The sequence below is a fragment of the Natranaerofaba carboxydovora genome (assembly GCF_022539405.1).
In the GTDB taxonomy this organism is placed as follows: domain Bacteria; phylum Bacillota; class Natranaerobiia; order Natranaerobiales; family Natranaerofabaceae; genus Natranaerofaba; species Natranaerofaba carboxydovora.
This window is the reverse complement of record NZ_CP054394.1, coordinates 274,078-299,483: the sequence shown is the minus strand read 5'-3', so window position 1 is coordinate 299,483 and position 25,406 is coordinate 274,078. Positions and strand designations below refer to the sequence as shown.

The following is a 25,406-nucleotide window of genomic DNA, read 5'->3' as shown; positions in this document are numbered from 1 at the left end:
GAATTAAAGAGTTATTCAGAGATACGCGGATATAAACAACCATAATCAAGCTTCAGGCTTGGTATAGATCTTATATGAATTCTCAGACTTTTTGTTGATAAAAGAAAAACCACCTGAAGGGGGAGTTCACAATGAAAATAAGAACTATTAAATATAGATGGATATATTTTACCTGTGAAGCATGCGGGGAGCCAATACAGGTCTTAGAAGGTACCTGGAAAGAAGTATTATGCTCATGTGGGCGCTTACACGACATAGATGAGATAAAAATAAAAGAGACAGAAGAGAGAACTATTGTCTCTTAAGAACCTTAACAAAAAACTGTCCCAAAATGTGGGACAGTTTTATTAAAATATTAAAACTGTACTTTGTATCTCTTTTTGTAGTCGTTAGGGGTGATCCCTGTATGCTTTTTGAATATTCTACTAAAATACGCTGGTTCTTTGTAGCCAACCTTGTAAGTAATATTAACCACCTTGGCGTTTGATTCAATCAAAAATTCTTTGGCCTTTTCTATTCTTAAATTGGTCAAGTAATCAATAAAATTCATCCCCATTTTCTTCTTAAAAAGACGGCTAAAATAATATGGACTAAGATGTACTGCATTTGATACTTCAGTTAGCGTTATATCCTTTGAATAGTTTTCTTTAATATAATAAATAGATTGTTCAATCAAGCTGTCACAGCTATTTTCTTCATCATTATTTTCATCAGTATTTTTGTTAGTATTTGCTGGCAAAAAACTTTCACTGCTATGATTAATTCTCTGTAAGACCTTCTTAATAGCGTCCAATAGACATCCTGGACGTACAGGCTTCAACAGATAATCAGAAGCCTGATACTTTAAAGCTTTTTGGGCAAAATCAAATTCGTCATAAGCTGTTATAACTATCACATGAACATCGGGGTGTTCATCCTTTATGTTCTTAGTTGCTTCAAGGCCATCAAGGCCTGGCATTTTGATATCAATAAGAACTAAGTTTGGCTTGTGAAGTCTAGCTAAACGTATAGCTTCTTTCCCATCTCCCGCTTCGCCACATACCTCAACACCTATCTCCCTATTTTTAGATAAAATCGAGGAGATAGCTTTTCGTTCCAAAGATTCATCATCAGCCACTATAGCTTTAAACATAATTAGCCTCCTTTCTTGCCAGGCAGTAAAATCTTAGCTCTAGTCCCTTCACCTTCACGACTAAATATTTCGACACCGCCATCGCTTCCAAAATAATGCTGCAGCCTGCGGTGCACATTAATTAATCCAAGTCCAGTAGTATGACCCATGCTCTTGTCCTTTTGGTTTTTAAGTTTGAAAATTTCATTAAGTTTCTCTTCGCAAATACCAACCCCATTGTCAATTACTTCCAAATGAATGTTCTTATCATAAATAGTAGATTTAACTATTATGTTTCCTGGTTTTTCTTTAACTTCAAGTCCGTGTATTATCGCGTTTTCTACCAGTGGTTGTAATGTCAATGGTGGGATAGGAGCGTTTAGGATACTCTCTTCTATATCAATTTCAAACTGCAGTCGTTCTTGAAATCTTGTTTTTTGAATCAATAGGTAGTCTTTTATAACTTTAATCTCTTCCTCAATTTTTACAAGTTCTTCGAAGTTCTTTAAGTTATAACGCAGAAGATCCGAGAGTGCGTATACCATGTTTTCAGTTTCAGCAGCACCTTCAAGATGGGAAAGCCTGGCAATAGTATTAAGGCTGTTAAACAAAAAGTGAGGGTTAACCTGTGATTGGAGAGCTTTAAGTTCTTTTTCTTTAAGTAGTTTTTCAATTTCTTTTCTGGTTTCTGTTTCTTCAATGAGTCTCTTCTGAAGGAGATTAAGAGCACCCATCTCTACCATGTAATTAGCCATTAAAGATAATAGCTCAGCCGAAGCTTCAACTTTGGAGGTAGGTATTACTTCAATATCACTAAAAGCCTTCATCAACAAATCGTGATCCACATCCAAATCCTTAACATTATTTTTAACATATTCCTTGCTATACTCTGCATTTTCTGCTAATACAACCTGGCCGCATAAGGCAGAACCTATATATTTACCCTTTACAACCACAGGGGCAGCAATATCTATTAACCCCGCATGACAGTGATAAATATATGGAGCTTGTATTTCCCTGGCTCTTACTCCTCCTTTGTGGTCAGAACACATACACCGACTATAACCAAGGGACGAAGAGCGAATAATTTTACAAAAATCCGTGAAATTAGTCTGTTTAGTTACGGGATAACCTTTTGCATCGGTAACAACAGCGGCAAGACCAGTAGCAGCAGAGAATTTGTCCTGGATTTTTTGAATTATCTGGGGATCAACAATATTGGAGAAAGATGCATCTAAGTTTTCCAATTAGCATACCTCCAAATAAGGCTTATCTAAATTTTATAACATTTACTATAAACAGACAAGATAAATAATAACATGGCAATCGAAATAACAAAACTTGCTATATGAGGTATCAGGATAAAAAATGTCTCTCATACCAAACTGACTTTTTTACTTCTCATTTGGTATGAGAGACAACTCTTCAGTCAATCACTTCGTTCAAACACTTTCAGTCAACTTTATTTGAAGTTCCCACTTCTGCTGGCAGACCTATTTTTCTTAGGATTTCAGCCAAATATTTTATCCAGTTCATCCGCTCTTCTTCAGAAGGTAGTTCAAACTCTTCCATAGGATAGGAAATACTTAAAGAAGCGTATTTTTCTACACCTAATCTCCGATAGGGAAGCAACTGCAGCTGTTTTATTTGATTGTTTAGCTTATTTAAGACAAACTCTCCTGTTTTTTCAATATTTTCTTCACTATCATTATGCCCAGGTACAACAGGTATCCTTATAACTACTGGTTTTCCTTGTTTTACGATTTGTTGGATGTTAGCCAGGATTAAGTCATTGGTTACTCCCGTGTATTTTTCGTGCAGGCCAGGATCGATATGCTTGATGTCGGTTATTACAAAGTCGGTGTAGGGCATCAACTCTTCAAAATGTTCCCAATTACCATGAAGTGCAGTCTCTATACAAGTATGAATCCCTTGTTTCTTGGCCTCTTTTAGTAATTCTAGTACAAAGTCCCGCTGCATTATAACCTCGCCACCGGAGATGGTTATACCTCCTCCGCTTTCATCATAAAATGCTCTATCTTTTATTACTTCTTTAATCACATCATCTACACTCATAACTTCTCCCCATACTACAAGGGTTTCTGAAGGACATTGTTCAACACAGTTGAAGCACTTTTCACAGTGATTTCTGTCAATATCTGCTACTTTCTTCTTATCATCCAAAAGAAATACGCCTCTATCTACGTTAGGGCAGGTTTTAAGACAGCGTCCACATTTGTCAGTGCCAACACAACGGGTTGAAAAAACTCCTAATTCACGATCAACAGCGAAGCTTTCTGGATTATCGCACCATTTGCACCTAAGAGGACAGCCTTTCAAAAATATTTGCGTTCTTATCCCAGGTCCATCATGTACAGTATAGCGCTGGATATTAAATACTACACCCAGCCTCAAAGCCTGCCCACCTTCAACCGCAGGTCTTTTTTCGGCCATATCAATTCCTCCAGTTTTCTAATCCTGTTTAGCTGCTATTACCTCTTAAAAGGCAAGCTCTGTTCTTTCTATAAGATCCTTTTGTAAGCTATCATCAAGTTCTGTAAAGAAAGCGCTGTAACCTGCTACCCTCACAAGAAGCCCTTTGTACTCTTCAGGTCTCTTTCTTGCATCTTCTAACGTCTCTCGACTAATAACATTTATCTGATTATGCATCCCTTTTCTACGGAAATATACCTTCATCATTGAGATGAAGTTCTCATCTCCCACTTCCCCGGCCAAAGTAGAAGGAGTAAATTTCATGTTTAACAATGTTCCGTTAGAAGCTATTTCATGATCTAATTTGGATACGGATAATGCTACAGCCGTTGGGCCTTTGACGTCATGAGAACCACGCTTGGTATGAACAGGTGAAACGCCGTCTGCTATTGGCTCACTCTGTACTCTACCTTCAGGGGTAGCTCCCTGGACAGAACCACAGGCAACATTACCAGACACAGGATAAAGACCTGGCTGGAATACCCCTCCATGAGCTGTCGGGCGGTTTTCTAACTGCTTACAGTAGGCATCTGCAGCAAACCTTGCATATTCATCAGCAACATCATTATCATTACCGTAATGAGGTATCTTTGAGCTATTTACTAGAGCATAGAGATCTTCATAGCCTTCCCAGTTATTCTGTAAAGCCTTTAACATCTCCTCACCCGATACTTCTCCATCTTCGTAAACCAGTTTATTTATTGCTGACAACCCATCGGCCACGTTTCCTACTCCTACACCCTGGGGCCCATTAAAGTTATACTTCGCCCCTCCGGCAGTTACATCAATTCCTCTTTCGGTACAGTCATTAATCAATAACGAAAGATATGGAAGAGGTTTTCTTTCCTGGTGAGCAAAGTCCATACAATTTTCTGCTTTTACAAGTCTATCTACCCAGTATTTCATCTGTTTTTGGTATGCTTCTTTTACTTCTTCAATAGACTTAAATTCGGATAGTTTACCTGTTTTTATCCCCATTTGTTCTCCTCTTCCAACACATCTATCGTACCTAAAGCACTCTGAACTGCAATCTATACATTTACCGTCATTAATTGCAAGCTCAAACACTTTATTTATATTGAAAAAGGCAGAGTCATGCCAGCCGTACTCCTGACCCCAGGCATCTGGTTCCACACAGCCAATAATAGTATAATCTCTTGCATCTTCAAGGGTCCTTCCCCTGTTAGTCATCGAAGGAATTATACACTCATCGTTAAAGAAGGACGGCAGACCAAAACCTAGTTTAGCTACTTTAATAGCTTTGACCCATAACTCATCAGGTGAATTTGAGTGCCAACGGGTAGTCATCCAGGGAGCATGAAGCCTTACATGAGCTGTTGCATCAAGACACATAAAGGTTAGATCATTAGTAGCATCATTACCGTCTCGGTCAAGGCCACCAACAGTCATCGTCGGACCTCCAAGCTCAACTCCACCAAAAGACTTAGTAGAAATTTTGTCCCTAACCTTCGTGAGCTCACTAATCTTTATCCAGGCTCCTTCTATTAATTCCTGGACAAAATCCTTCGTAAATGTGTTATTATCCATATCTTCTTTATAATATGGGTACATATACTGGTCAAATCTTCCATAAGTTATCGAGTGACCGTTAGACTCTATCAGAATTATAGTAGTGGCAAACCACCAGAGCTGTAGAGCTTCCCAGAAGTTTCTAGGCGGGTTTTCTGATATCCATTCGCAGTTGTCAGCTATCTGCAAAAGCTCCTCTTTTCTTTGGCCTTCTTCTTTAGAAGCTTTTTCTCTTGCAAGTTTGGCATATCTTTTGATAAAATCCATAGTCCCTTCAATAACTGTAAGCTGGGCAGTGTAAAATTCTTTTTTCTTTAGATCATCAGGCAAAGTTTCATCTAACTGGGAAATTTTCTTCTCTACTATTTCTTTTAACCCTTTCCAGCCGTTATTGAAGATAGTAATATAATTTGGTGATATATGACCAACACCGCCAAAGAAATAATTACCAAGCATATACATACCTTTGCCATAAGCTCCCGTACCTTTAAGTTCTTCTTCAGACATCATTTCTCTTGCCATGTCATGCACAGTATTGTTTTTCCAATAATCATGAATACTCTCTAACTTTTCTTCTGCCTCTTCGGTTGTAAGATAGCGGTCGTTTTCTCTTTCTTTGAAGGGATCATTCTTTAATTCATCTACGAACCAATCATAAGAAAACTCAGGAAAGACAGGAGCAGATCTTGGTGGAGCAGCCATGTTTCCAACAATTAACTCATAATCATTAATATAGATGCTTACGTTTCTCAAAACATGAGCTAATGCTCTAGCAGATTTTAATATCGTTGATTTTGCTTCATTTTCTTTCATCGCTTCCGTCCATAGACAGGCTCTTTCGTGATCAATTGTCAAAGGTGTCTCAATGAATTCCTCTCTCCAGGAGTTAATCCTTGAAAATGGAGAAGGTTCCTTAACCATCCCCGAAGTTCCTACTCCCCAATCCTTATCGACAGGTTCATAACCGATAGGAGTTTCGTTTGCGCCCTTTTTCACATACTTTTCTTCAGTAGCCACAAAAATAACCTCCTCATAATAATAAATACTTTATCAAAATTATAACTTACACTTAATTTTTTAACTCTACACGTTATTGCTAAGTAATAGTTAAAAATTGCTTAAAATAATATAAATTTTTTGATAAATACAACAACAAAGTACAAACTTATTAATCTTATCTCATTTGAATAAAAACAAATATAAAACAAAAATTACAAGTACAAATTAAATATAACTGATTTAATACGAATTCTTTGCGCGCAATAATTGAGAAACTACCTTTCACATAAAATTGGAGGAACTTCAAATGACAGCCGATCAAACCAAGAAAAAATCATTAAAGATACAAATAGAAGGTATGACCTGCGCGAGTTGTGTTAAAAGAATAGAAGACAGGTTACAAAAGCAACCGGGAGTACATAAAGTTAATGTCAATCTAGCTACTGAAGAGGCTAGTGTTACATACAATCCCTCTGTCGTTAATCTATCAGCCATTAAAGAAGCTGTATCAAAAATGGGGTATAAAGCCGAAGAGTTAACCAAAGAGCAAGACAGCGGCAGAGGCGGCGTTAGCATAGAAGAAGAAAGCCAGGCAGAAAAGCGCCTTAAAAAAGCAGCCTGGCGTATGTGGTTTGCGGTAGCTTTTGCAGGCCCTTTAATGGCACTTATGATGATTCACATGTTCCTTGTAGAGATCCCTTATTATTTTACCATTATTGCCGTATTAGGCTTTCCCACAATTTTCATAGCTGGCTCTGAAACTCACAAATCTACTTTAAAAAACCTGAGACATTTAAATACCAATATGGATACTCTTGTTACACTGGGGTCTGCCGTTCCATACCTTTTAAGTTTTCTTGCTATCTGGTTTCCTATTACCACCTTTATAGAGATGGCAGCTACCATCCTTACTTTACACCTGGTAGGACGATTTTTGGAAGCTAAAGCCAAGGGAAGAGCATCAGATGCCATCAAACAACTTCTTGCTATGGAAGCAAAAGAAGCACGGGTTATTAGAAATGATGAAGAAATAAATATCCCTATAGATCAGGTAGTACCAGGAGACATTATGCTGGTCCGCCCGGGGGAAAAAATCCCCACAGATGGTGAAGTCATCGAAGGCTCTAGCTTTTTGGATGAGTCCATGGCTACAGGAGAGTCTCTCCCGGTAGAGAGAAACCCCGGGGATGAAGTAATTGGAGCTACTGTCAATAAAAAAGGCGCCCTAAAAGTTAAAGCAACCAAAGTAGGAAAAGACACCTTCTTATCCCAGGTGGTAAAGATGGTCGAAGAAGCACAGGGAACTAAAGTCCCCATTCAAGAATTTGCCGATAGGGTAACTGGTTACTTTGTGCCTGCTGTACTTGTAATAGCTGCTATGGCTTTTATAGTTTGGATGGTGTTCCCTGACTTTTTCCTTGGAATTATCGTATCCGCATCCAATTATTTGCCCTGGGTTAATCCCGGTGCACCCCAGTTTACTTTGGCAATTTTGGCTACTACCGCTGTTCTGGTAATATCCTGTCCATGTGCATTGGGTCTTGCTACACCTACTGCCCTAATGGTAGGCAGCGGCAAAGGGGCAGAACAAGGGGTTCTCATCAGAAACGGTGAAGCCATCCAGATGATGAAAGACATCAAAATGATCGCCTTTGACAAAACCGGTACTATTACCAAAGGTAAGCCCGAAGTAACAGATGTTATTCCTATAAAGAACTACACTCCCCGAGACTTACTATATTACGCAGGCAGCTTAGAAGCATCTTCAGAACACCCCCTGGGAGAAGCAATAGTTATCAGAGCCAGAGAAGAAGCAAAGAAACAGAGCTTCTCCCTTGCAAAGACAGAAGAATTCTCGTCAGTAACTGGCAAAGGTGTAAGAGGAACTATAGATGACCTTGAAGTCTTAGTAGGAAGTCGTAAATTAATCTCAGAAGCCGGCATTGATACTTCACCCATTGAAATTGAAATGGAAAAATTAGAAGACGAAGCAAAAACAGCAATGCTAGTTGCCGTTTCAGGAGAGCTTGCAGGAATAATTGCAGTTTCTGATACTCTAAAAGAAGACTCCAAAAATGCTATTAAAGAAATAGAAGACATGGGGCTTATCACCTGTATGATTACCGGAGATAATGAGCGAACTGCCGAAGCCATCGCCAGACAGGTAGGAATAACCAGAACTGTGGCAAACGTCCTTCCTGATGAAAAGGTAGACGAAATTAAAAACTTACAAAGACAATATGGTCTAGTCTCTATGGTGGGAGATGGAATCAATGATGCCCCTGCTCTAAAACAAGCTGATGTGGGTATAGCTATCGGGACCGGTACTGATGTGGCAATCGAAACTGCTGATATCACCTTGATACGAGGGGATTTGAGTGCTGTTGTTTCAGGAGTTAAGCTGTCTAGAGCTACTTTTAGAAAGATTAAAGAAAATTACTTTTGGGCCTGGTTCTATAACGCAGTAGCCATTCCCCTTGCATTCATAGGTCTACTTCATCCTATTATAGGAGCAGCAGCCATGGCTTTTAGTTCTTTGAATGTAGTTCTTAACTCCATCAGTTTAAAAAAAGTAAATATTTCCTCAAGGGCAGCTACAAGCTAATAAAAGATATTGAAATAAATAATCCTATTATAAATTGCAATACTAAAAAAATAAAAATATATTTTTTAAAAGATAATATAATCTCTCATCCTCACTATTTACACAAAAGGCGGAATCAACCATGGAAGAACGCTTAAGCGTAGATATCCTCTCACCAGAGGCAATAGCAAGAAAAGCGGAAAACGTCGGAGTAAACAAAGCAAACTATAATATAAGAACTACCATAACCCTTGGGATTTTAGCAGGAGCTTTTATCGCTCTTGCTTCAGAGTTTTATCTGGTTGCTGTGTTCGATGCAGGATTTTTCTCTAGTTTTACAAGGATTCTTGGAGGACTTGTGTTTTCCCTTGGCCTTATCCTTGTAATTCTAACTGGGGCAGAACTTTTTACAGGCAATACCCTTCTATTAATAGCTTTTATGACCAAAAAAATCACTATAAGAAAACTACTTAGAAACTGGGGTCTTGTGTATTTTGGAAATTTCATTGGGGCTATTGGCATGGCTGCTATCGTGTTTCTCTCAAGGCAGTGGGAAGTTGGAGAAGGTCTGTTAGGTGCTCATGCCATGTATATTGCCGTTAATAAAGTTAGCATGGACTTTTGGGAAGCTTTTTTTAGCGGAATCCTTGCTAACAGCCTTGTAGTCCTTGCCATCTGGATCTCATACAGCGGGAGGACCGCAACAGACAAAATAATTGCAGTAATTTTACCTATCACAGCCTTTGTTGCCTCTGGTTTTGAGCACAGCATAGCGAATATGTTCTTTATACCTTTTGGGATAATGGTCAAATCAAGCCCCCTTGTAAAAGAAGTTTTTTTAAGTGAATTTCCAGAGATGGCCCTTGGTATTGAAAATCTAAATTGGGCAGGATTTATACTTAATAATCTTGTGCCTGTTACATTAGGGAATATTATTGGCGGCGGCGTTTTAGTTGGCCTTGCTTACTGGTTTGTTTACCTTCATAGAGTCCAATGAAGCTTGGGACCGGTTCCCATGCTTCCCCAAATTTGTTCACCATATAATAATTAAAAAGGGGTGTCAATAACTTGAAAAAGACTAACACTGCAAAAAGAATAGATACAAAAGTTCAAGCAAATAATCTAGAAGAAAATAAGATTAGAAAACTGATCGATGAATACAAAGAAGATCAAGGCGGACTAATCCCCCTACTTCAAAAAATACAGGAAGAAGAAGGGTACCTATCAAGAGACAGGCTAGAGATGATTGCTAATGAAATGAATCTTTCTTTAGCCAAAGTTATGGGAGTAGTAACTTTTTATTCCCAGTTTCACCTAACACCTAAAGGAGAAAATGTCATTAGAGTATGCATGGGCACAGCATGCCACGTCAAAGGCGCAGGCCAAATAATGGAAAAACTTCAAAATAAGCTAGAAATAGAAACAGGTGAAACAACTCCCGACGGTAAGTTCACTATAGATGCTGTCTCCTGCATCGGAGCCTGCGGCCTTGCCCCGGTTGCTACCATTAATCATGACACCCACGGAAAGCTGACAACTGATAAAGTCAATGATCTTTTGGACGAATATGATAAAGGAAGCGATAATAAATGAGAATTCTAGTCTGCACAGGAACCGGATGTATATCATCCGGCTCAGAAAATGTAGGAGAAGCAATTAAAGAAGAGTTAGATAATCAAGGGTTAGATAAATATGATGTTATATATACCGGCTGTCAGGGTTTTTGTGAAATGGGCCCACTTGTAATACCCGATGATACATTTTACTGTGAAGTTGATGAAGAGGGTGCAAGAAAAATCGTTAGAGAACATCTGAAGAATAGTAACATTGTGAAAGAACTGCTTTACAAAGACCCTCATGATGATAAATTAGCGACAAAAAGAGAAGAAATTGACTTTTATAAAAAGCAAAAACGATTAGTTCTAGAGCGCTGTGGGTTAATAGATCCAGAAAACATATCAGATTACATCTTATCGGGAGGCTATATGGCTTTAGAAAAAAGCCTTCAGATGAAACCAGAAGAAATAATAGAGGAATTAAAAAAATCAAGTCTAAGAGGCAGAGGCGGTGGAGGCTTTCCTACATGGTTAAAGTGGCAGTACACCAGGGAGAAAAATACCGGTCTAAAGGAAGGCTACCAGGAAAAGTATGTAGTCTGTAACGCAGACGAAGGTGACCCAGGTGCCTTCATGGATAGGAGTATTCTTGAGGGCGATCCTCATGCTGTCCTTGAAGGTATGATAATTGGCGGCTTAGCAGTAGGGGCAGATATGGGCCTTATTTATGTCAGAGCCGAATACCCATTAGCTGTCAAAAGATTAGAAGAAGCAATCTCAGATGCCAAAGAAAAAGGTTACCTTGGATATAATATCCTAAACTCGGGAGTCTTTTTTGACATCAAAATAAAACAAGGTGCTGGTGCTTTTGTCTGCGGTGAAGAAACTGCCCTTATAGAAAGTGTTCACGGCAACAGAGGTATGCCAAGGCCAAGACCTCCCTTTCCTGCCGAAAAAGGAGTTCATGATTCACCTACTATCCTTAACAACGTAGAAACTTTTGCCAATATCCCAATAGTTATAAATAAAGGCGGCGAAGAATTTGCTTCCCTTGGAACAAAAGAAAGCAAAGGTACAAAAGTCTTTGCTCTAACAGGTAAAGTCAATAATACGGGATTATGCGAAGTACCTATGGGAATTTCTTTGAAGGAAATAATCTATGATATAGGAGGCGGCGTCAAAGATGACAAAGAGTTCAAAGCAGTACAGATCGGTGGTCCTTCAGGAGGATGCTTGCCAAAAGACCAGCTAGATCTGTCAATAGATTACGACTCTTTGATAGAAGCTGGTGCCATGATGGGATCTGGCGGCCTTGTGGTAATGGACGAAGCAACATGTATGGTTGATTTGTCTAGATTTTTTCTAAACTTCACCCAGAGTGAATCCTGCGGCAAATGTAACCCCTGCCGTGAAGGCACCAAAAGACTGCTTGAAATACTAAATAGAATAATTGATGGGAATGGTCAAAGAGATGACATTAAAACCTTAGAAAGACTTGGCAAAAACGTAATAAACTCTTCCCTTTGCGGCCTTGGTCAATCCGCTCCAAACCCAGTACTTAGTACTCTTAGGTATTTTGAGAATGAGTACATAGAACATATAGAACAAAAATACTGTAGAGCTGGTGTCTGTAAAAATTTGACCAGTATTAAAATAATTCCTGAAAAATGTATAGGGTGCGAGCTCTGTAAAAAACACTGCCCTGTTGAGGCAATCACAGGTGAGAAAAAAGAAGCACATGAAATAGATCCAGGGATCTGTACCAAGTGTCGGGTATGTATTGAGAAGTGTCCTTCCCGGGCAATCACACATTGATTTTCTTAAATACCAACGCTCACTGCGATTTATTAAATCCGTACAAATCAAGTGTTCGCTTATGGTATTTAAGAAAATCCTCCATAAGGCTTACTTTAGGGACTTAAATTGTATAAGGAGGAAATGAGATTTGCAAACAAAGCAAAAAGAAGTAACTATAACCGTAGACGGCAAGGAGCTAAAAGCACTAAAAGGAGAAAGCATCTTAACAGCCCTTGAAAAACAGAATATACATGTACCTACCCTATGCTATGAAGAAGGACTTCCTATTCTTGGAACATGTAGGATGTGTGTGGTAGAGATAGAAGGCAGAAGAAAGCTTCACCCTGCCTGTCATACGCCAGTAGAAGACGGCATGAACATTCAAACAGAATCACACCAGGTAGTTGAAGCAAGAAAAGAAATCTTAAGATTACTTCTTGCAAACCATGACCTCCGGTGTCTAACCTGTGAAAGAAACGGCGACTGCAGGCTTCAGGACTTATGTTATAGGTACAAAATAGAAGACACACCTTATCTTGGTGATACTAAAGAATATCTAATAGACAGGTCAAACCCATTTTTCTTCAGGGATTATGGCAAATGCATTTTGTGCGGCAAATGCTTTAATATTTGTGCTGAAGTTAACGGCGCTTATGTCTATGACTTTATGGATAGGGGCTTTGATACCAAAGTTACTTCTGCTTTTGATGATAAACTTCAAAATACAACATGTACTTTCTGCGGCATGTGCGTTAATGTTTGCCCGGTTGGTGCCCTGGTCGAAAGATCCGTGGAATGGAGGTCTAGACCCTGGGAAGTAAACAAAGTTCTTACCACCTGTCCCTACTGCGGTGTAGGCTGTCAAATGTATCTAAAAGTTCATGACGGCGAGATAGTTGGAGTCTCAAGGGAAAAGGATGCCTTCAATCAGGGACATCTATGTAACAAAGGCCAATTTGGTTGGGACTTTGTCCATTCAGAAGATAGGCTAACCAAACCACTAATAAGGGAAAATAACAAAAATGAAAATGGTGAAGAAAGCTTTAGAGAAGCAAGCTGGGATGAAGCTCTATCTCTAATAGCCGATAAGTTTATAACTGCTTACCAAAAAGAAGGCAGTAACGCCATTGCAGGTCTAAGCTCTGCCAAGGCAACCAACGAAGAGAACTATCTTTTTCAAAAACTTCTTCGAACTGCCTTTAAGACCAATCACATTGATCACTGTGCAAGACTTTGTCATAGCTCTACCGTTGCAGGGCTTGTCACTGCCTTTGGCTCAGGCGCAATGACAAACTCCATAAATGAAATCTTAGAAACTGACTGCATCCTGGTAATAGGCTCTAATACCACTGAAGCTCACCCTGTCACAGGCTACAGAATAAAACAGGCCAAAAAAAGAGGCAAAAAACTAATAGTCATAGACCCAAGAAGAATTGAGCTTGCAGACTATGCGGATGTGCGGCTCGATCTAAAGCCCGGCAGTAACGTTGCCTTATTAAATGGATTAGCAAGGATAATATATAATGAAAACCTTTATGACAAAGACTTCGTAGAAGAACGTACAGAAGGCTTCTCTGCCTGGACTGATATAATCCAAGAATACACGCTAGAAAGGGTTGAAGAAATCACCGGTATCCCACAAGAAAAACTCTACGAAGCTGCAAAAATGATAGGTCAAAGTGAAAAAACCACCTTTGTATATGCTATGGGAATCACCCAGCATACGTCAGGAACTTATAATGTCTTTAGCATTGCAAACCTTGCTCTTCTAACAGGGAATGTTGGAAAAGAAGGAGCCGGTGTAGCCCCTTTAAGAGGACAGAATAACGTCCAAGGTGCTTGTGATATGGGAGCTCTGCCTAATTACTTCCCAGCTTATCAGGCAGTAGATAATGACAAGGTCAGAAGAAAGTTTGAAGATTATTGGAATTTTGAGCTAAATCCAGACCCGGGACTAACTGTAACAGAAATTATTGAAAAAGCTGGCACAAACAAAATCCAGTGTCTCTATATTATGGGTGAAAACCCTGTTGTAAGTGACCCTGATGCTGATGAAGTTAAGAGATCCCTTGAAAACACTAACTTTTTGGTAGTGCAGGACATCTTTTTGACAGAAACTGCTAAGCTTGCTGACGTGGTTTTGCCTGCTGCGTCTTTTGCTGAGAAAGAAGGGACTTTCGTAAATACAGAAAGACGAGTCCAAAGGGTAAGAAAAGCTGTTAACCCTCCAGGAAGTGCAAAATCAGATCAAGAGATATTACTTCTTCTTGCAAAAAAACTTGGTCTTCAGTGGAATGGACTATCAAATAAGACAGAAGAAGATATTAAAAATATATCGGCAGGTAATATTATGGAAGAAATAAATGACCTTGCCCCCCTCTATGGTGGCATAACCTATGATAGGTTAGATAATGAAGGAGGCCTGCAGTGGCCCTGCTATGATACCTCTCATCCAGGAACAAAATATTTACACAAAAAACAATTCTACCGGGGCAGAGGTAGGTTTCATATGGTCAAATATCTACCTCCTGATGAAAGCCCGTCAAAAGAATATCCTCTTACCCTTATGACGGGAAGATGGCTCTACCACTTTCACACAGGGAGTATGTCTAGAAGATCCAAAGCACTAAAATGGATAAGAGACGAAGAGCTTGCTATGGTACATCCTGAGAATGCAAAAAAGCTAAAGATCCAAGACGGAGACATTGTCAAAGTCTCATCCAAAAGAGGCCAAGTAGAAACAAAAATCCAGGTTACAGACCATATCCCAAAAGACACTATCTTTATGACATTTCATTTCCCAGAAACACTTACAAACAGGCTCACAAACAAAGCTAAGGATCCTATATGCAAGATTCCGGAGTTAAAGACATGCGCTGTTAGAGTGGAGAAGGCAAGATTTGCTAATTTTAAAAAAAATATATAAAATATAGATGTACTATAACCAGAAGGAGGCTTCTTATTTGGAGAACAATATAAACCTTCCTTTAAAGGGACCTGGTTATCTAAGTAATTTTAAGTTACTTTTTCTTGCTACAGTTGCTGTAGTAATATTTGCTGAGCTAAGAGTACATCCTTTCATGACCGATTTTCGAATCGGGCTGGGTGTAATAGCTTTTGCATTCATATGTCTATATTTTACTAACTTTTCTATCGTAAAATTGTCTATTATATCGTCTACTGCTGTTCTATTTTACCGTGTATTGACACAAACTATCAGTTCAGATTTAAGTCTTTATACAATATTTATTTCAAATTTGCCAGGAGCACTATATTATCTTATTTTTGGTATATTGATTTTGTTGTTTAAAGTAAGACAATACAATGGACAACCCTTAAAACAGGGCATTATTATGGGTGGCCTTGATTTTTCTTCCAATGTAATGGAATGGCTAATAAGAGGAGTTTTAATTTCAGAACCCTTATTTGTTCATCCTATTTATATCAATCTTGGCGGCTTACTTACTGTTGGTGTTCTTAGAATGCTTTTTGTCACCGGAATTTACTCATCTCTATACCATCATAATCTTAATATCATAAATAAAGTAGAACGAGAAAAGCGAGCCGAAATATTACAGATGACTGGCAATCTTCAGTCTGAAGTTTATTTTATACAAAAATCAATTGCTGATATTGAAAATTTAACAAAAAAAGGTTATGATTTGTACGAACAATTACAACAAGAAGATAACCAGGAGTTCTCCGAAAAAGCTCTTGAGGTCTCTACTAAAGCTCATGAAATAAAAAAGGACTACGAAAGGATTAATTCAGGACTCAAAAATCTATTAAATCCACCCACCTTGACAGACGGCTTTTTGGAATTAATTCAACTCTTGGTTAATGCCAATTATGAATACTCTCTTAATCTACATAAGAAAATTAATTTTAAAACTAATATAAATTATAACTTCAATCCAAGATACCCGGTTATGATTGCATCAATTATTAATAATTTGATAACAAATTCTATTGAAGCAATTGAATACAAGGGAACAATTGAAATAAACTGTAATAAAACCGAAAATAATTGGATAGAAATTTCAATTTCCGACTCAGGAAAAGGTATTGATCAAGAAAAAATAGAAATGGTCTTCAAACCGGGATTTACAGAGAAAAATTCCCTAACAAATGGTATTTGCAACTCCACGGGAATAGGTCTCACTCATGTAAATAATTTATTAGAATATCTTGGTGGTTTAATTAGGATAGAAACTACACCAGGAGAAGGAACTACAATGAACCTTTATTTTGATACGAAAAAAGTTGTAGGGGGTGTGGAGAATGACTAACAAACCCCAGTGGAAATTTTATATTGTCGATGACGACGAAACCATATGCTATTCTCTAACCAAAATAATCGAAACAGAACAACTAGGAAAAATCATAGGAAAAGCCAATAATGGGAAAGAAGCAATGGAAGAGCTCCATGAAATAAAAGCCGATGTAATTATAATTGACTTTTTGATGCCAAAGCTTGACGGAATACAGCTTGTAAAAAATCTCAAAGAGAAAAATTATGAGGGTGATTTTATTCTTTTATCACAAGTTACAGATAAATCGATAGTTAAAAAAGCATACACTGCCGGGATAGAATTTTATATTAACAAGCCTATCGAAAAAAACGAAGTAGTATCTGTTATAAACAAAGTACTTGAAAAGAAAAATTTGCAAAAAATGGTTTCCGATATCAAAACTGCAATAACCGGAAATTCTTACGAACCTCCCACTAATTACAGCTCCAACATTAGTCCTTTTTTTAGTCAAAACTCAGAAAAACATATTTTAGAATATACCAGGGAAACCCTTGTTTCATTAGGAATTTTCAACCATGCAGGAAGTGCAGATATTATGGAAGCCATGAAAATCCTTTTCAATCAACAAACAGATGAAGTTCTAAAAACACTTCAAAATCTCAAAGGATTATATGAAAAAATCTCGAAAAACCTCTATTCTAAAAATGACGACCTGTCAAAATCTGACAACCTATCAAAGTCTAAAGAAGCAGTAGAAAGAAGAGTAAGACGAGCTATCGAATATGCATTTGTAAATATGGCCGCCCTTGGAGCCGAAGACCCTTATCATCCAAAATTCGAGCGTTTTTCATATAATTTCTTTGACTTCAATGAACTAAGATATGCAATGAAAAAGCTTTCACTTGGAGAAAAAGTGTCGGCAAGGGTCAACGTCAAAAAGTTTTTAGAAGGATTATATTATGATATATTAAAACAACTTTCATAAAAAAAGAATGGACCAAGCAATATACAAGTGCCTGATCCAAAAAATCTCGATTAATCTTTTAACAAATCATCAATTCATTATGCACTAACTGATTGGTCTTCTAAAGTTTTTTCATACTTTTGCCTTCTATATTGAATCAAGAGTGCCATCCCAAAAAATATTAGCCCACCAAAGTCCGATAACAACCCTGGTACTAATAAAGTCAAGGCAGAAAATAGCATTAAAATCCTATCGTGTATTTTGGCATGTGTTATCATATAACCCATCACAGCACCGCTTAATCCTACAACCCCAATACATGCTGTAATAATTGCAAGGGCCATACCAGGAGCAGTAGCATCTATAAACAACAGAGTGTGATCTACTGCAAATACAATCGGAATGATAAAGCCGGCTATCCCAAGCTTTAATGCATTTATCCCCGTGACAAATGCATTACCACCTGCAATTCCTGCACCAGCGTAAGCAGCAAGACCTACCGGTGGTGTCACATCAGCATCAACACCACAATAAAGAACAAAAAGGTGTGCTGCTAACAAATTAACATCTAAAGCGGTAAGCGCAGGTGCTGCCATTGTAGCAAGAATAATATATTTCGCCGTAGTAGGCAGCCCAAGCCCCAAAATCAAAGAAGCTATCATTGTCAGTATCAAAGTAGGCAACAGATAACCTCCTGCAATACTTACAATAGCCCCTGCAAAAGCAAGGCCAAGACCTGTAAGGGTAACAACACCAACTATAATTCCTGCACAAGCACAAGCTGTTGCAACACTAACTGCCTTTTTGGCACCTACCTCAAAGGCTTCAATAATATCCCACAAACTTACCCGGGTATGTTTGCGTATAACACAGGCCACTACTGCCAGTATTATTGCAAAAAAAGCCGCTCTTAAAGGAGTCATCCCCTGCACAAGTAAAACAATAATAGCTACCAAAGGCGCAAGCAGATGAAATCCGTCTTTCATAACACCCTTAAAAGAGGGAAGTTCAGCCCTTGGTAAACCTTTTAACCCTTGTTTAACCGCTTCAAGGTGCACCATTGTAAGTACACCCAAATAATAAATCAGTGCCGGTATAAGAGCTGCTAGGATAATCCTAACATAAGGTATCCCTGTGAACTCTGCCATTATAAAAGCAGCCGCCCCCATAATAGGTGGCAAGATCTGCCCACCAGTTGAGGCAGAAGCTTCAACTGCACCGGCAAAGGTTGGCTTATACCCTATGCGTTTCATAAGGGGTATTGTAAATGCACCTGTTGTAACCGTATTTGCAATTGAACTTCCTGAGATCGAACCCATAAATCCACTGGCAAGAACCGCACCCTTTGCCGGTCCTCCCCTCATAGTACCTGCAACCGAAAAAGCAAGATCTATGAAGAACTGCCCAACTCCTGTTTTCTCTAAAAATGCTCCAAATAAAATAAAAGCAAACACAAATGTTGCAGAAACCCCTATTGGTATCCCGTATATCCCTTCTGTTGTCATAAACATCTGATTGACTAATCGATGAACACTATATCCAACATGTCCTAAGTCACCTGGGATCATATAACCTAAATATCCATATAATAGTGCTGTCGAAGCAATAATTACTAATGGCCATCCTATTGCTCTCCTCGTTAGCTCTAGAACAAGCAATATAGCAATAACCCCCATGACCATATCAAGGTCAGTTGGGAGACCACCTCTTCTAACAATTTCATCATAAAATATTATTATATAACTATTAACCATCACACCAGCACCGGCAAGAATCCAGTCATACCATGGAATTCGCTGTTTAGACGCTCTTTGTGTTGCTGGATATAACAAAAAACCAAGAGCAAATACAAAACCAAGATGAACCGCTCTTTGGTGATGAGCAACCAAAATACCAAATCCGGCAGTATAAAAGTGAAATAACGACATTATAACAGCAAGCAAAAAGATTATTTTCCCGGCTAAACCTTTTACATCCCTTATTTTCGACTCTTCTTCAGGCTCCTGGTGTTTTACTGCATTTTTTGTAACGATTTGCTCGTTTTGCTCATTTTGATCATTTTGCTGATTTTGCTCATAGTCCATTCGCTCACCTCCTCGTATTATATACAGTATTTTGTACTACAACCATATTAGAGAAAATAAAACTATCTTTGGTTTAAACTCCAGGGGTTTTCCTGGTGATTCAAGTTCATCCAAAATAATCTTCTTGTCATCTACAAACAAAGTGTGACCAGCTTCCCTTCCCACTCTCACCCTTAACGATTTTATATCTTTATTCATTTCATCTCTAACAAACCATCCATCTTCTCTTCTAAACTCACCAACCCCATCAAAGGGCAGGCCTGCTCCTTCAGATTTATATTTTGTTTTTGTTTGTTTGATTAGCTTATTACTCTCAATCTGATAGTAATCTCTAACTTCAGACTTCATCACAGAATGAGTGTGAGACATCCTAAAATAATTAACATCACTAATCCTTTTTAAAGTTTCTTTGTCCTGATTCACTATTTCCAGCCCATATACGGGAGGGTGAATGACAATTCCTACGATAGTTAATATTATAATTACTGCTGCTGCAGCTAATAAAACTTTTTTGTTCATTGTTAAAATTGACGGGCGGGGAAAACTACACCCGCCCGAATTACTGCTATCTCTCTTCATAAGAATTAATTTATACCTTCTTCTTCAAAATATCTCTCTGCACCAGGGTGCAGCTCAATAGGCATCCCTTCTAATGCATCATCTAATTCTACTTCTCCTCCCCTATCATGCGAATCTTCAAGGGCATCTGTATTTTCGAAAAGCGCTTTTGTCATTTCGTAAACAGCATCTTCATCAAGGCTCTCATGAGCTATCATCATTGCCATTACTGCTACTGACTGTACATCTTCCTCTTGTCCTGAGTAACTGTCTGCTGGAATTGTTGTCTCAGCGTAATATTCCCACTCATCTGTTATATCATCAATTTTATCTTGTTCAATTCCTACAATATCAATATCTGTAGTCGTAGCAAGGTCAGTAACACTTCCTGTAGGCACACCACCAGTAACAAATGCAGCATCAGCATGCCCGTCCCTGATATTATCTGCAGCTTCATCAAAATCTAGATAGTCCTCTTCAATATCATCATAAGTGATATCGTGCATTTCTAATATCTGTCTAGCATTTGCCTCTGTTCCACTTCCGCTATCTCCAACTCCAACTCTTTTTCCTTCCAAGTCTTCTACTGTTTCTACATCAGCGTCTGCGTCAGCAATAATTTGAATTTCTTCCGGATAAAGAGAAGCTATCCCTCTAAGACCTTCCATTTGCTCTTCATCTTCAAACATTTCAGTTCCATTATAGGCATAGTAAGTAATGTCGTTTTGAACTAGGGCCAATTCGGATTCTAGCGCATCTACTAAGTTAACGTTTTCAACTGAAGCTCCTGTTGATTCGGAACTTGCTTCTACTCCGTCTACTTCCTCACTCCAGATACTAGCCATTGCTCCACCAAGCGGATAATATACTCCTCCGGTACCTCCTGTGGCAAGAACCAAACGATCTTCAGCGGCATCTCCGCATCCACCAATAAAAGCAGCCGTTAGCAAAATAGCAATCAAAAATACACCTAAAACCAAACTTTTCTTACCAGTCATGACCTAATTCCCCCTTTGAATTTTCAATCTAACAACTCAACATAAAGTTAGACTTCTTGATTGTAAGTTGATTTTAAGCAGGAGAACCCAAAAAGGACAATTTAGGACAAAAAATCCCAGAAGTTAATTTAATTAAATTTTGGTTACAGCAATTAACAGTTTGGTTAGCCTTTCATAAATTAAAGCCTCGGCTTTTGCCGAGGCTCCTATTAAACCACTCCTAACAATATTAATCTAGCTCATTTGAAAGCATTTAACAAAACAGCGGTAGGTTTGGCCGCTATCTTAATACCGTGATTTAATGTGATAATGTGAAAAATTTAGGAATTTTAATTTGTAATCACATTATGTAAGCTCCTAACGTGTCTTTTTGTTTTGATATTTTGAATAAAATCTAGTTTCAATCCCTTCAAGGTAAGCTCCTGACTTACCACCTAAGTATAAACCGTAAACCTGTCTTTTAGGTTTCAATCCCTTCAAGGTAAGCTCCTGACTACTGAAAACCCGTTGCCCTTATTGTCATATATGTGGTTTCAATCCCTTCAAGGTAAGCTCCTGACCATCTGACAGTGCCTTTATTATCGGCCATGAAAACCTGTTTCAATCCCTTCAAGGTAAGCTCCTGACTTGATTAGTTTCTTGGATTTCTTTGTATAGATCAGGGGTTTCAATCCCTTCAAGGTAAGCTCCTGACGTGAATACTCTGTCTTTTTTCTGCCAACATGATAATGTTTCAATCCCTTCAAGGTAAGCTCCTGACATGGTTTATCTTTTGTTGTTGAAAAGATGAAAAATAGGTTTCAATCCCTTCAAGGTAAGCTCCTGACTTCAATGTTTGAAAGTCAAGAAACAGCAGTTGAAGTGTTTCAATCCCTTCAAGGTAAGCTCCTGACAATAACAAACTGATTAACAATAGACCTACCCTGCATAGTTTCAATCCCTTCAAGGTAAGCTCCTGACTATTCACCTTCTACAATCTCTAAATCACCTTCATAAGTTTCAATCCCTTCAAGGTAAGCTCCTGACGAAGATTCACAACGTGGAAGATCGTCATTCCTTCCTGCGTTTCAATCCCTTCAAGGTAAGCTCCTGACTTTAGATACCCTGCAAAATCATCAATACAAACATCGTTTCAATCCCTTCAAGGTAAGCTCCTGACACGTACTCTTCTAAAATATTAGACCCTCCTTAGTTGTGTTTCAATCCCTTCAAGGTAAGCTCCTGACCTAAAACCTTCTTCGTGCAATGCTGTCATAGCAGTGTTTCAATCCCTTCAAGGTAAGCTCCTGACTATCATCAAACTCAAAAGTTCCCTCAAATAAGATCTCGTTTCAATCCCTTCAAGGTAAGCTCCTGACCAGGTAATTTAAGAGATAGAGTAACAGACGCAGCAGGGTTTCAATCCCTTCAAGGTAAGCTCCTGACGGTAGCTGTGAGAACTAGAAAGGCTTTCCTTTTTTGGTTTCAATCCCTTCAAGGTAAGCTCCTGACCAGGCGAAGCTATTTGTCGCCTTAAATGCTAATAAGTTTCAATCCCTTCAAGGTAAGCTCCTGACCATGTGTAGACATTGAAGGGTTTGGTGTCTTTGATGGGTTTCAATCCCTTCAAGGTAAGCTCCTGACGTATAGGTAAACTGAGATAAGTATATACAAGTTTTTCTGTTTCAATCCCTTCAAGGTAAGCTCCTGACGTTTATACCGCAGGTGATGATGTAGACCTAGAAGAAGAGTTTCAATCCCTTCAAGGTAAGCTCCTGACGCAGGTGCAGGATTTGCAATGGCAAATTCTTTTGCGTTTCAATCCCTTCAAGGTAAGCTCCTGACTTGCTGCTTCCAATATGTCCTCGCAACTTCTGTAACTAGTTTCAATCCCTTCAAGGTAAGCTCCTGACATTTCATGCACTTTCTTTCTCCCCATGCCTGCCGGGAGTTTCAATCCCTTCAAGGTAAGCTCCTGACCGGCTATAGCTGTTACAGCCATCAAAAAGGGAAACCAGTTTCAATCCCTTCAAGGTAAGCTCCTGACCCCCCTTGCTCTATGCCTGTAAAATTCTTGTTCTGGTTTCAATCCCTTCAAGGTAAGCTCCTGACTCTTTGTTAATATAGCCTCCAGATGAAGTAGCATAAAAAGTTTCAATCCCTTCAAGGTAAGCTCCTGACTGTGTTATGACAATGATACTTTTTATCTGAAAGCAGTTTCAATCCCTTCAAGGTAAGCTCCTGACAGGCATTGCATCTTTAACATCTTGCGCAAACTCACTGTTTCAATCCCTTCAAGGTAAGCTCCTGACTTAGCCTGTGTACTTCGCAGGCGTTTAATATAATTTAGTTTCAATCCCTTCAAGGTAAGCTCCTGACGGTTCAGTGTTCTCTCCCGGCTTTCTCATTGTCACTACAGTTTCAATCCCTTCAAGGTAAGCTCCTGACTGAATCCGGCCCTTTATTTTCTTTGATTTTTATGCGAGTTTCAATCCCTTCAAGGTAAGCTCCTGACACTTTCCCGGGTATATGCCTAGCCCACTCAAGCTGCATGTTTCAATCCCTTCAAGGTAAGCTCCTGACGGCCAAGCGTAGGGAAAACTACTCTAGGGCAACAAAGTTTCAATCCCTTCAAGGTAAGCTCCTGACCATTTGATATATTGTGTAGGTGTCCAGACTTCACGAGTTTCAATCCCTTCAAGGTAAGCTCCTGACAAGATATGCCTAATAGTATTGAGGTAGTTGATGAGTTTCAATCCCTTCAAGGTAAGCTCCTGACTTAGCTTTTAGAACATATAAAGCTATAAAACAAGGGTTTCAATCCCTTCAAGGTAAGCTCCTGACGAAAAACCTAGCTGTTTTGGCTTTATTGTCGAGTAGCAGTTTCAATCCCTTCAAGGTAAGCTCCTGACTTGCTGCTTCCAATATGTCCTCGCAACTTCTGTAACTAGTTTCAATCCCTTCAAGGTAAGCTCCTGACCGTGTTTAATAGGTCGGCATCTAAAGATGTTGATGGGTTTCAATCCCTTCAAGGTAAGCTCCTGACATAGTATCTTGGATTTTCTAGATTGAATCCTACTAGGTTTCAATCCCTTCAAGGTAAGCTCCTGACGTAAAAATTTACTTAGTTGATTATGTTTACAGGTTATTGTTTCAATCCCTTCAAGGTAAGCTCCTGACTGATAGATTGAAAAAGAGGCAGGATGTAAATCCTGCGTTTCAATCCCTTCAAGGTAAGCTCCTGACGATTTACATTACCAGAAGATTCTGCAGTTCATCATTGTTTCAATCCCTTCAAGGTAAGCTCCTGACGGTACTTTCTCCCAGCTTTCCTCTTGGCCGTTTCGGGTTTCAATCCCTTCAAGGTAAGCTCCTGACACCTCCTTGCAATAGCTGAAACGGCAGTTGCGTTTTGTTTCAATCCCTTCAAGGTAAGCTCCTGACGCGGTTACTTCCGTGTTGAAGTTGATGTGAGAAAGTTTCAATCCCTTCAAGGTAAGCTCCTGACCTAACACATGGACACAAGAAGAGATAGACACTTTTATGTTTCAATCCCTTCAAGGTAAGCTCCTGACCAATTAAATCACCACCCTAACCTGCATAATTATCACCGTTTCAATCCCTTCAAGGTAAGCTCCTGACTTCCACTATGATAAAGGGCGTTTATTCATTAGACAGTTTCAATCCCTTCAAGGTAAGCTCCTGACTCGCATTTTCCATTGCTCTTTGTTGTGCTTCATTGTAGTTTCAATCCCTTCAAGGTAAGCTCCTGACAAGTCTATTGGATCAATCAATGTTATGTTATAGATAGTTTCAATCCCTTCAAGGTAAGCTCCTGACCTTGCGGTGCTACTTTGCCTGTAAGTGCTCCACATGGGGTTTCAATCCCTTCAAGGTAAGCTCCTGACATCATCATAAAAAATTACTTGATAGAGCAAAAAATAGGTTTCAATCCCTTCAAGGTAAGCTCCTGACGAAGAGAGAAAAACAAGTCTAACGGTAGAAAACCGAGTTTCAATCCCTTCAAGGTAAGCTCCTGACTGAGCAAATGTCACAAGATAATATCTCACCTTCTAGTTTCAATCCCTTCAAGGTAAGCTCCTGACATAGTTTCAATTATATGACCTAATTCTTCTTGTTTATGTTTCAATCCCTTCAAGGTAAGCTCCTGACCATTTATATCCCTTATTATCAAATCCATCTTTTCGTTGTTTCAATCCCTTCAAGGTAAGCTCCTGACGAATACTGGCCTCATTCTTTCTTCAATAAAGTTTTGTTTCAATCCCTTCAAGGTAAGCTCCTGACGTCGCCCTCTCTGACCGTTTCATCTGTTGCGTACTCAGTTTCAATCCCTTCAAGGTAAGCTCCTGACTCTGCTTTAATACCATTTAATATTTCCCAATAAATGTGTTTCAATCCCTTCAAGGTAAGCTCCTGACTTTTGCTCTGTTCCTTCCTCTGTTTCTATCTCAATATAGTTTCAATCCCTTCAAGGTAAGC

General features: G+C 38.9%; 15 protein-coding genes and 1 CRISPR repeat array (1 of these 16 running past the window's edge). Of the genes, 8 read left to right on the top strand and 7 right to left on the bottom strand.

Going from position 1 to position 25,406, the window contains the following annotated elements:
• Positions 1–131: 131 nt before the first annotated feature.
• Positions 132–305, top strand: coding sequence for a hypothetical protein (locus ACONDI_RS01285; RefSeq protein ID WP_241079696.1), 174 nt, complete (start codon positions 132–134; stop codon positions 303–305).
• Positions 306–355: 50 nt separating this feature from the next.
• On the opposite strand, the gene ACONDI_RS01280 is transcribed toward ACONDI_RS01285, so the two are convergent.
• The 4 genes from ACONDI_RS01280 to ACONDI_RS01265 form a co-directional block, all read right to left on the bottom strand.
• Positions 356–1,132, bottom strand: coding sequence for a response regulator transcription factor (locus ACONDI_RS01280; RefSeq protein WP_241079695.1), 777 nt, complete (start codon positions 1,130–1,132; stop codon positions 356–358).
• Positions 1,133–1,134: 2 nt separating this feature from the next.
• Positions 1,135–2,358, bottom strand: a complete 1,224-nt coding sequence (locus tag ACONDI_RS01275) for a sensor histidine kinase (protein ID WP_241079694.1) — start codon at positions 2,356–2,358, stop codon at positions 1,135–1,137.
• A 205-nt stretch (positions 2,359–2,563) separates the two neighbouring features.
• Positions 2,564–3,565, bottom strand: a complete 1,002-nt coding sequence (locus ACONDI_RS01270; RefSeq protein WP_241079693.1) for a glycyl-radical enzyme activating protein — start codon at positions 3,563–3,565, stop codon at positions 2,564–2,566.
• 45 nt (positions 3,566–3,610) lie between these two features.
• Positions 3,611–6,151: a glycyl radical protein gene (locus tag ACONDI_RS01265; protein WP_241079692.1), complete on the bottom strand. Its 2,541-nt coding sequence runs from the start codon at positions 6,149–6,151 to the stop codon at positions 3,611–3,613.
• Between the two features lie 289 nt (positions 6,152–6,440).
• Between ACONDI_RS01265 and ACONDI_RS01260 the strand changes: the two genes are divergently transcribed.
• The 7 genes from ACONDI_RS01260 to ACONDI_RS01230 all read left to right on the top strand — a co-directional run bounded on the left by ACONDI_RS01260 (position 6,441) and on the right by ACONDI_RS01230 (position 17,308).
• A complete protein-coding gene (locus ACONDI_RS01260) occupies positions 6,441–8,738 on the top strand; it encodes a heavy metal translocating P-type ATPase (RefSeq protein ID WP_241079691.1) in 2,298 nt (765 codons plus the stop codon).
• Positions 8,739–8,859: 121 nt separating this feature from the next.
• Positions 8,860–9,714, top strand: a complete 855-nt coding sequence (locus ACONDI_RS01255; RefSeq protein WP_241079690.1) for a formate/nitrite transporter family protein — start codon at positions 8,860–8,862, stop codon at positions 9,712–9,714.
• 71 nt (positions 9,715–9,785) lie between these two features.
• Positions 9,786–10,310, top strand: a complete 525-nt coding sequence (gene nuoE / locus ACONDI_RS01250) for an NADH-quinone oxidoreductase subunit NuoE (RefSeq protein WP_241079689.1) — start codon at positions 9,786–9,788, stop codon at positions 10,308–10,310.
• A complete protein-coding gene (locus ACONDI_RS01245; protein ID WP_241079688.1) occupies positions 10,307–12,088 on the top strand; it encodes an NADH-quinone oxidoreductase subunit NuoF in 1,782 nt (593 codons plus the stop codon). Before nuoE ends, ACONDI_RS01245 begins: the two co-directional genes overlap by 4 nt.
• Before the next feature lie 130 nt (positions 12,089–12,218).
• A complete protein-coding gene (gene fdhF, locus ACONDI_RS01240) occupies positions 12,219–14,996 on the top strand; it encodes a formate dehydrogenase subunit alpha (RefSeq protein ID WP_241079687.1) in 2,778 nt (925 codons plus the stop codon).
• 37 nt (positions 14,997–15,033) lie between these two features.
• Positions 15,034–16,359, top strand: a complete 1,326-nt coding sequence (locus tag ACONDI_RS01235) for a sensor histidine kinase (protein WP_241079686.1) — start codon at positions 15,034–15,036, stop codon at positions 16,357–16,359.
• On the top strand, positions 16,352–17,308 hold the full coding sequence (locus tag ACONDI_RS01230) for a DNA-binding domain-containing protein (protein WP_241079685.1): 957 nt from the start codon (positions 16,352–16,354) through the stop codon (positions 17,306–17,308). Before ACONDI_RS01235 ends, ACONDI_RS01230 begins: the two co-directional genes overlap by 8 nt.
• A 77-nt stretch (positions 17,309–17,385) precedes the next feature.
• Here the strand turns inward: ACONDI_RS01230 and ACONDI_RS01225 are convergent, their stop codons facing one another.
• The 3 genes from ACONDI_RS01225 to ACONDI_RS01215 are packed head-to-tail and all read right to left on the bottom strand — an operon-like array spanning position 17,386 to position 20,927.
• On the bottom strand, positions 17,386–19,371 hold the full coding sequence (locus ACONDI_RS01225; protein WP_241079684.1) for a TRAP transporter permease: 1,986 nt from the start codon (positions 19,369–19,371) through the stop codon (positions 17,386–17,388).
• A gap of 36 nt (positions 19,372–19,407) precedes the next feature.
• Positions 19,408–19,950 (bottom strand): DUF1850 domain-containing protein, encoded by a 543-nt coding sequence (locus tag ACONDI_RS01220; protein WP_241079683.1) that lies wholly within the window; start codon positions 19,948–19,950, stop codon positions 19,408–19,410.
• 5 nt (positions 19,951–19,955) lie between these two features.
• On the bottom strand, positions 19,956–20,927 hold the full coding sequence (locus ACONDI_RS01215; protein WP_241079682.1) for a TAXI family TRAP transporter solute-binding subunit: 972 nt from the start codon (positions 20,925–20,927) through the stop codon (positions 19,956–19,958).
• A 397-nt stretch (positions 20,928–21,324) separates the two neighbouring features.
• Positions 21,325–25,406: direct repeats of the CRISPR family, unit length 30 nt; unit sequence GTTTCAATCCCTTCAAGGTAAGCTCCTGAC; it runs 144 nt beyond the window's last position.

Bases quoted from the DNA above. Each gene is read 5' to 3' on its own strand.
- ACONDI_RS01285 (WP_241079696.1), top strand. From the start codon at position 132: ATGAAAATAAGAACTATTAAATATAGATGGATATATTTTACCTGTGAA.
- ACONDI_RS01280 (WP_241079695.1), bottom strand. From the start codon at position 1,132: ATGTTTAAAGCTATAGTGGCTGATGATGAATCTTTGGAACGAAAAGCT.
- ACONDI_RS01270 (WP_241079693.1), bottom strand. From the start codon at position 3,565: ATGGCCGAAAAAAGACCTGCGGTTGAAGGTGGGCAGGCTTTGAGGCTG.
- ACONDI_RS01260 (WP_241079691.1), top strand. From the start codon at position 6,441: ATGACAGCCGATCAAACCAAGAAAAAATCATTAAAGATACAAATAGAA.
- ACONDI_RS01255 (WP_241079690.1), top strand. From the start codon at position 8,860: ATGGAAGAACGCTTAAGCGTAGATATCCTCTCACCAGAGGCAATAGCA.
- ACONDI_RS01245 (WP_241079688.1), top strand. From the start codon at position 10,307: ATGAGAATTCTAGTCTGCACAGGAACCGGATGTATATCATCCGGCTCA.
- ACONDI_RS01230 (WP_241079685.1), top strand. From the start codon at position 16,352: ATGACTAACAAACCCCAGTGGAAATTTTATATTGTCGATGACGACGAA.
- ACONDI_RS01225 (WP_241079684.1), bottom strand. From the start codon at position 19,371: ATGGACTATGAGCAAAATCAGCAAAATGATCAAAATGAGCAAAACGAG.
- ACONDI_RS01220 (WP_241079683.1), bottom strand. From the start codon at position 19,950: ATGAAGAGAGATAGCAGTAATTCGGGCGGGTGTAGTTTTCCCCGCCCG.
- ACONDI_RS01215 (WP_241079682.1), bottom strand. From the start codon at position 20,927: ATGACTGGTAAGAAAAGTTTGGTTTTAGGTGTATTTTTGATTGCTATT.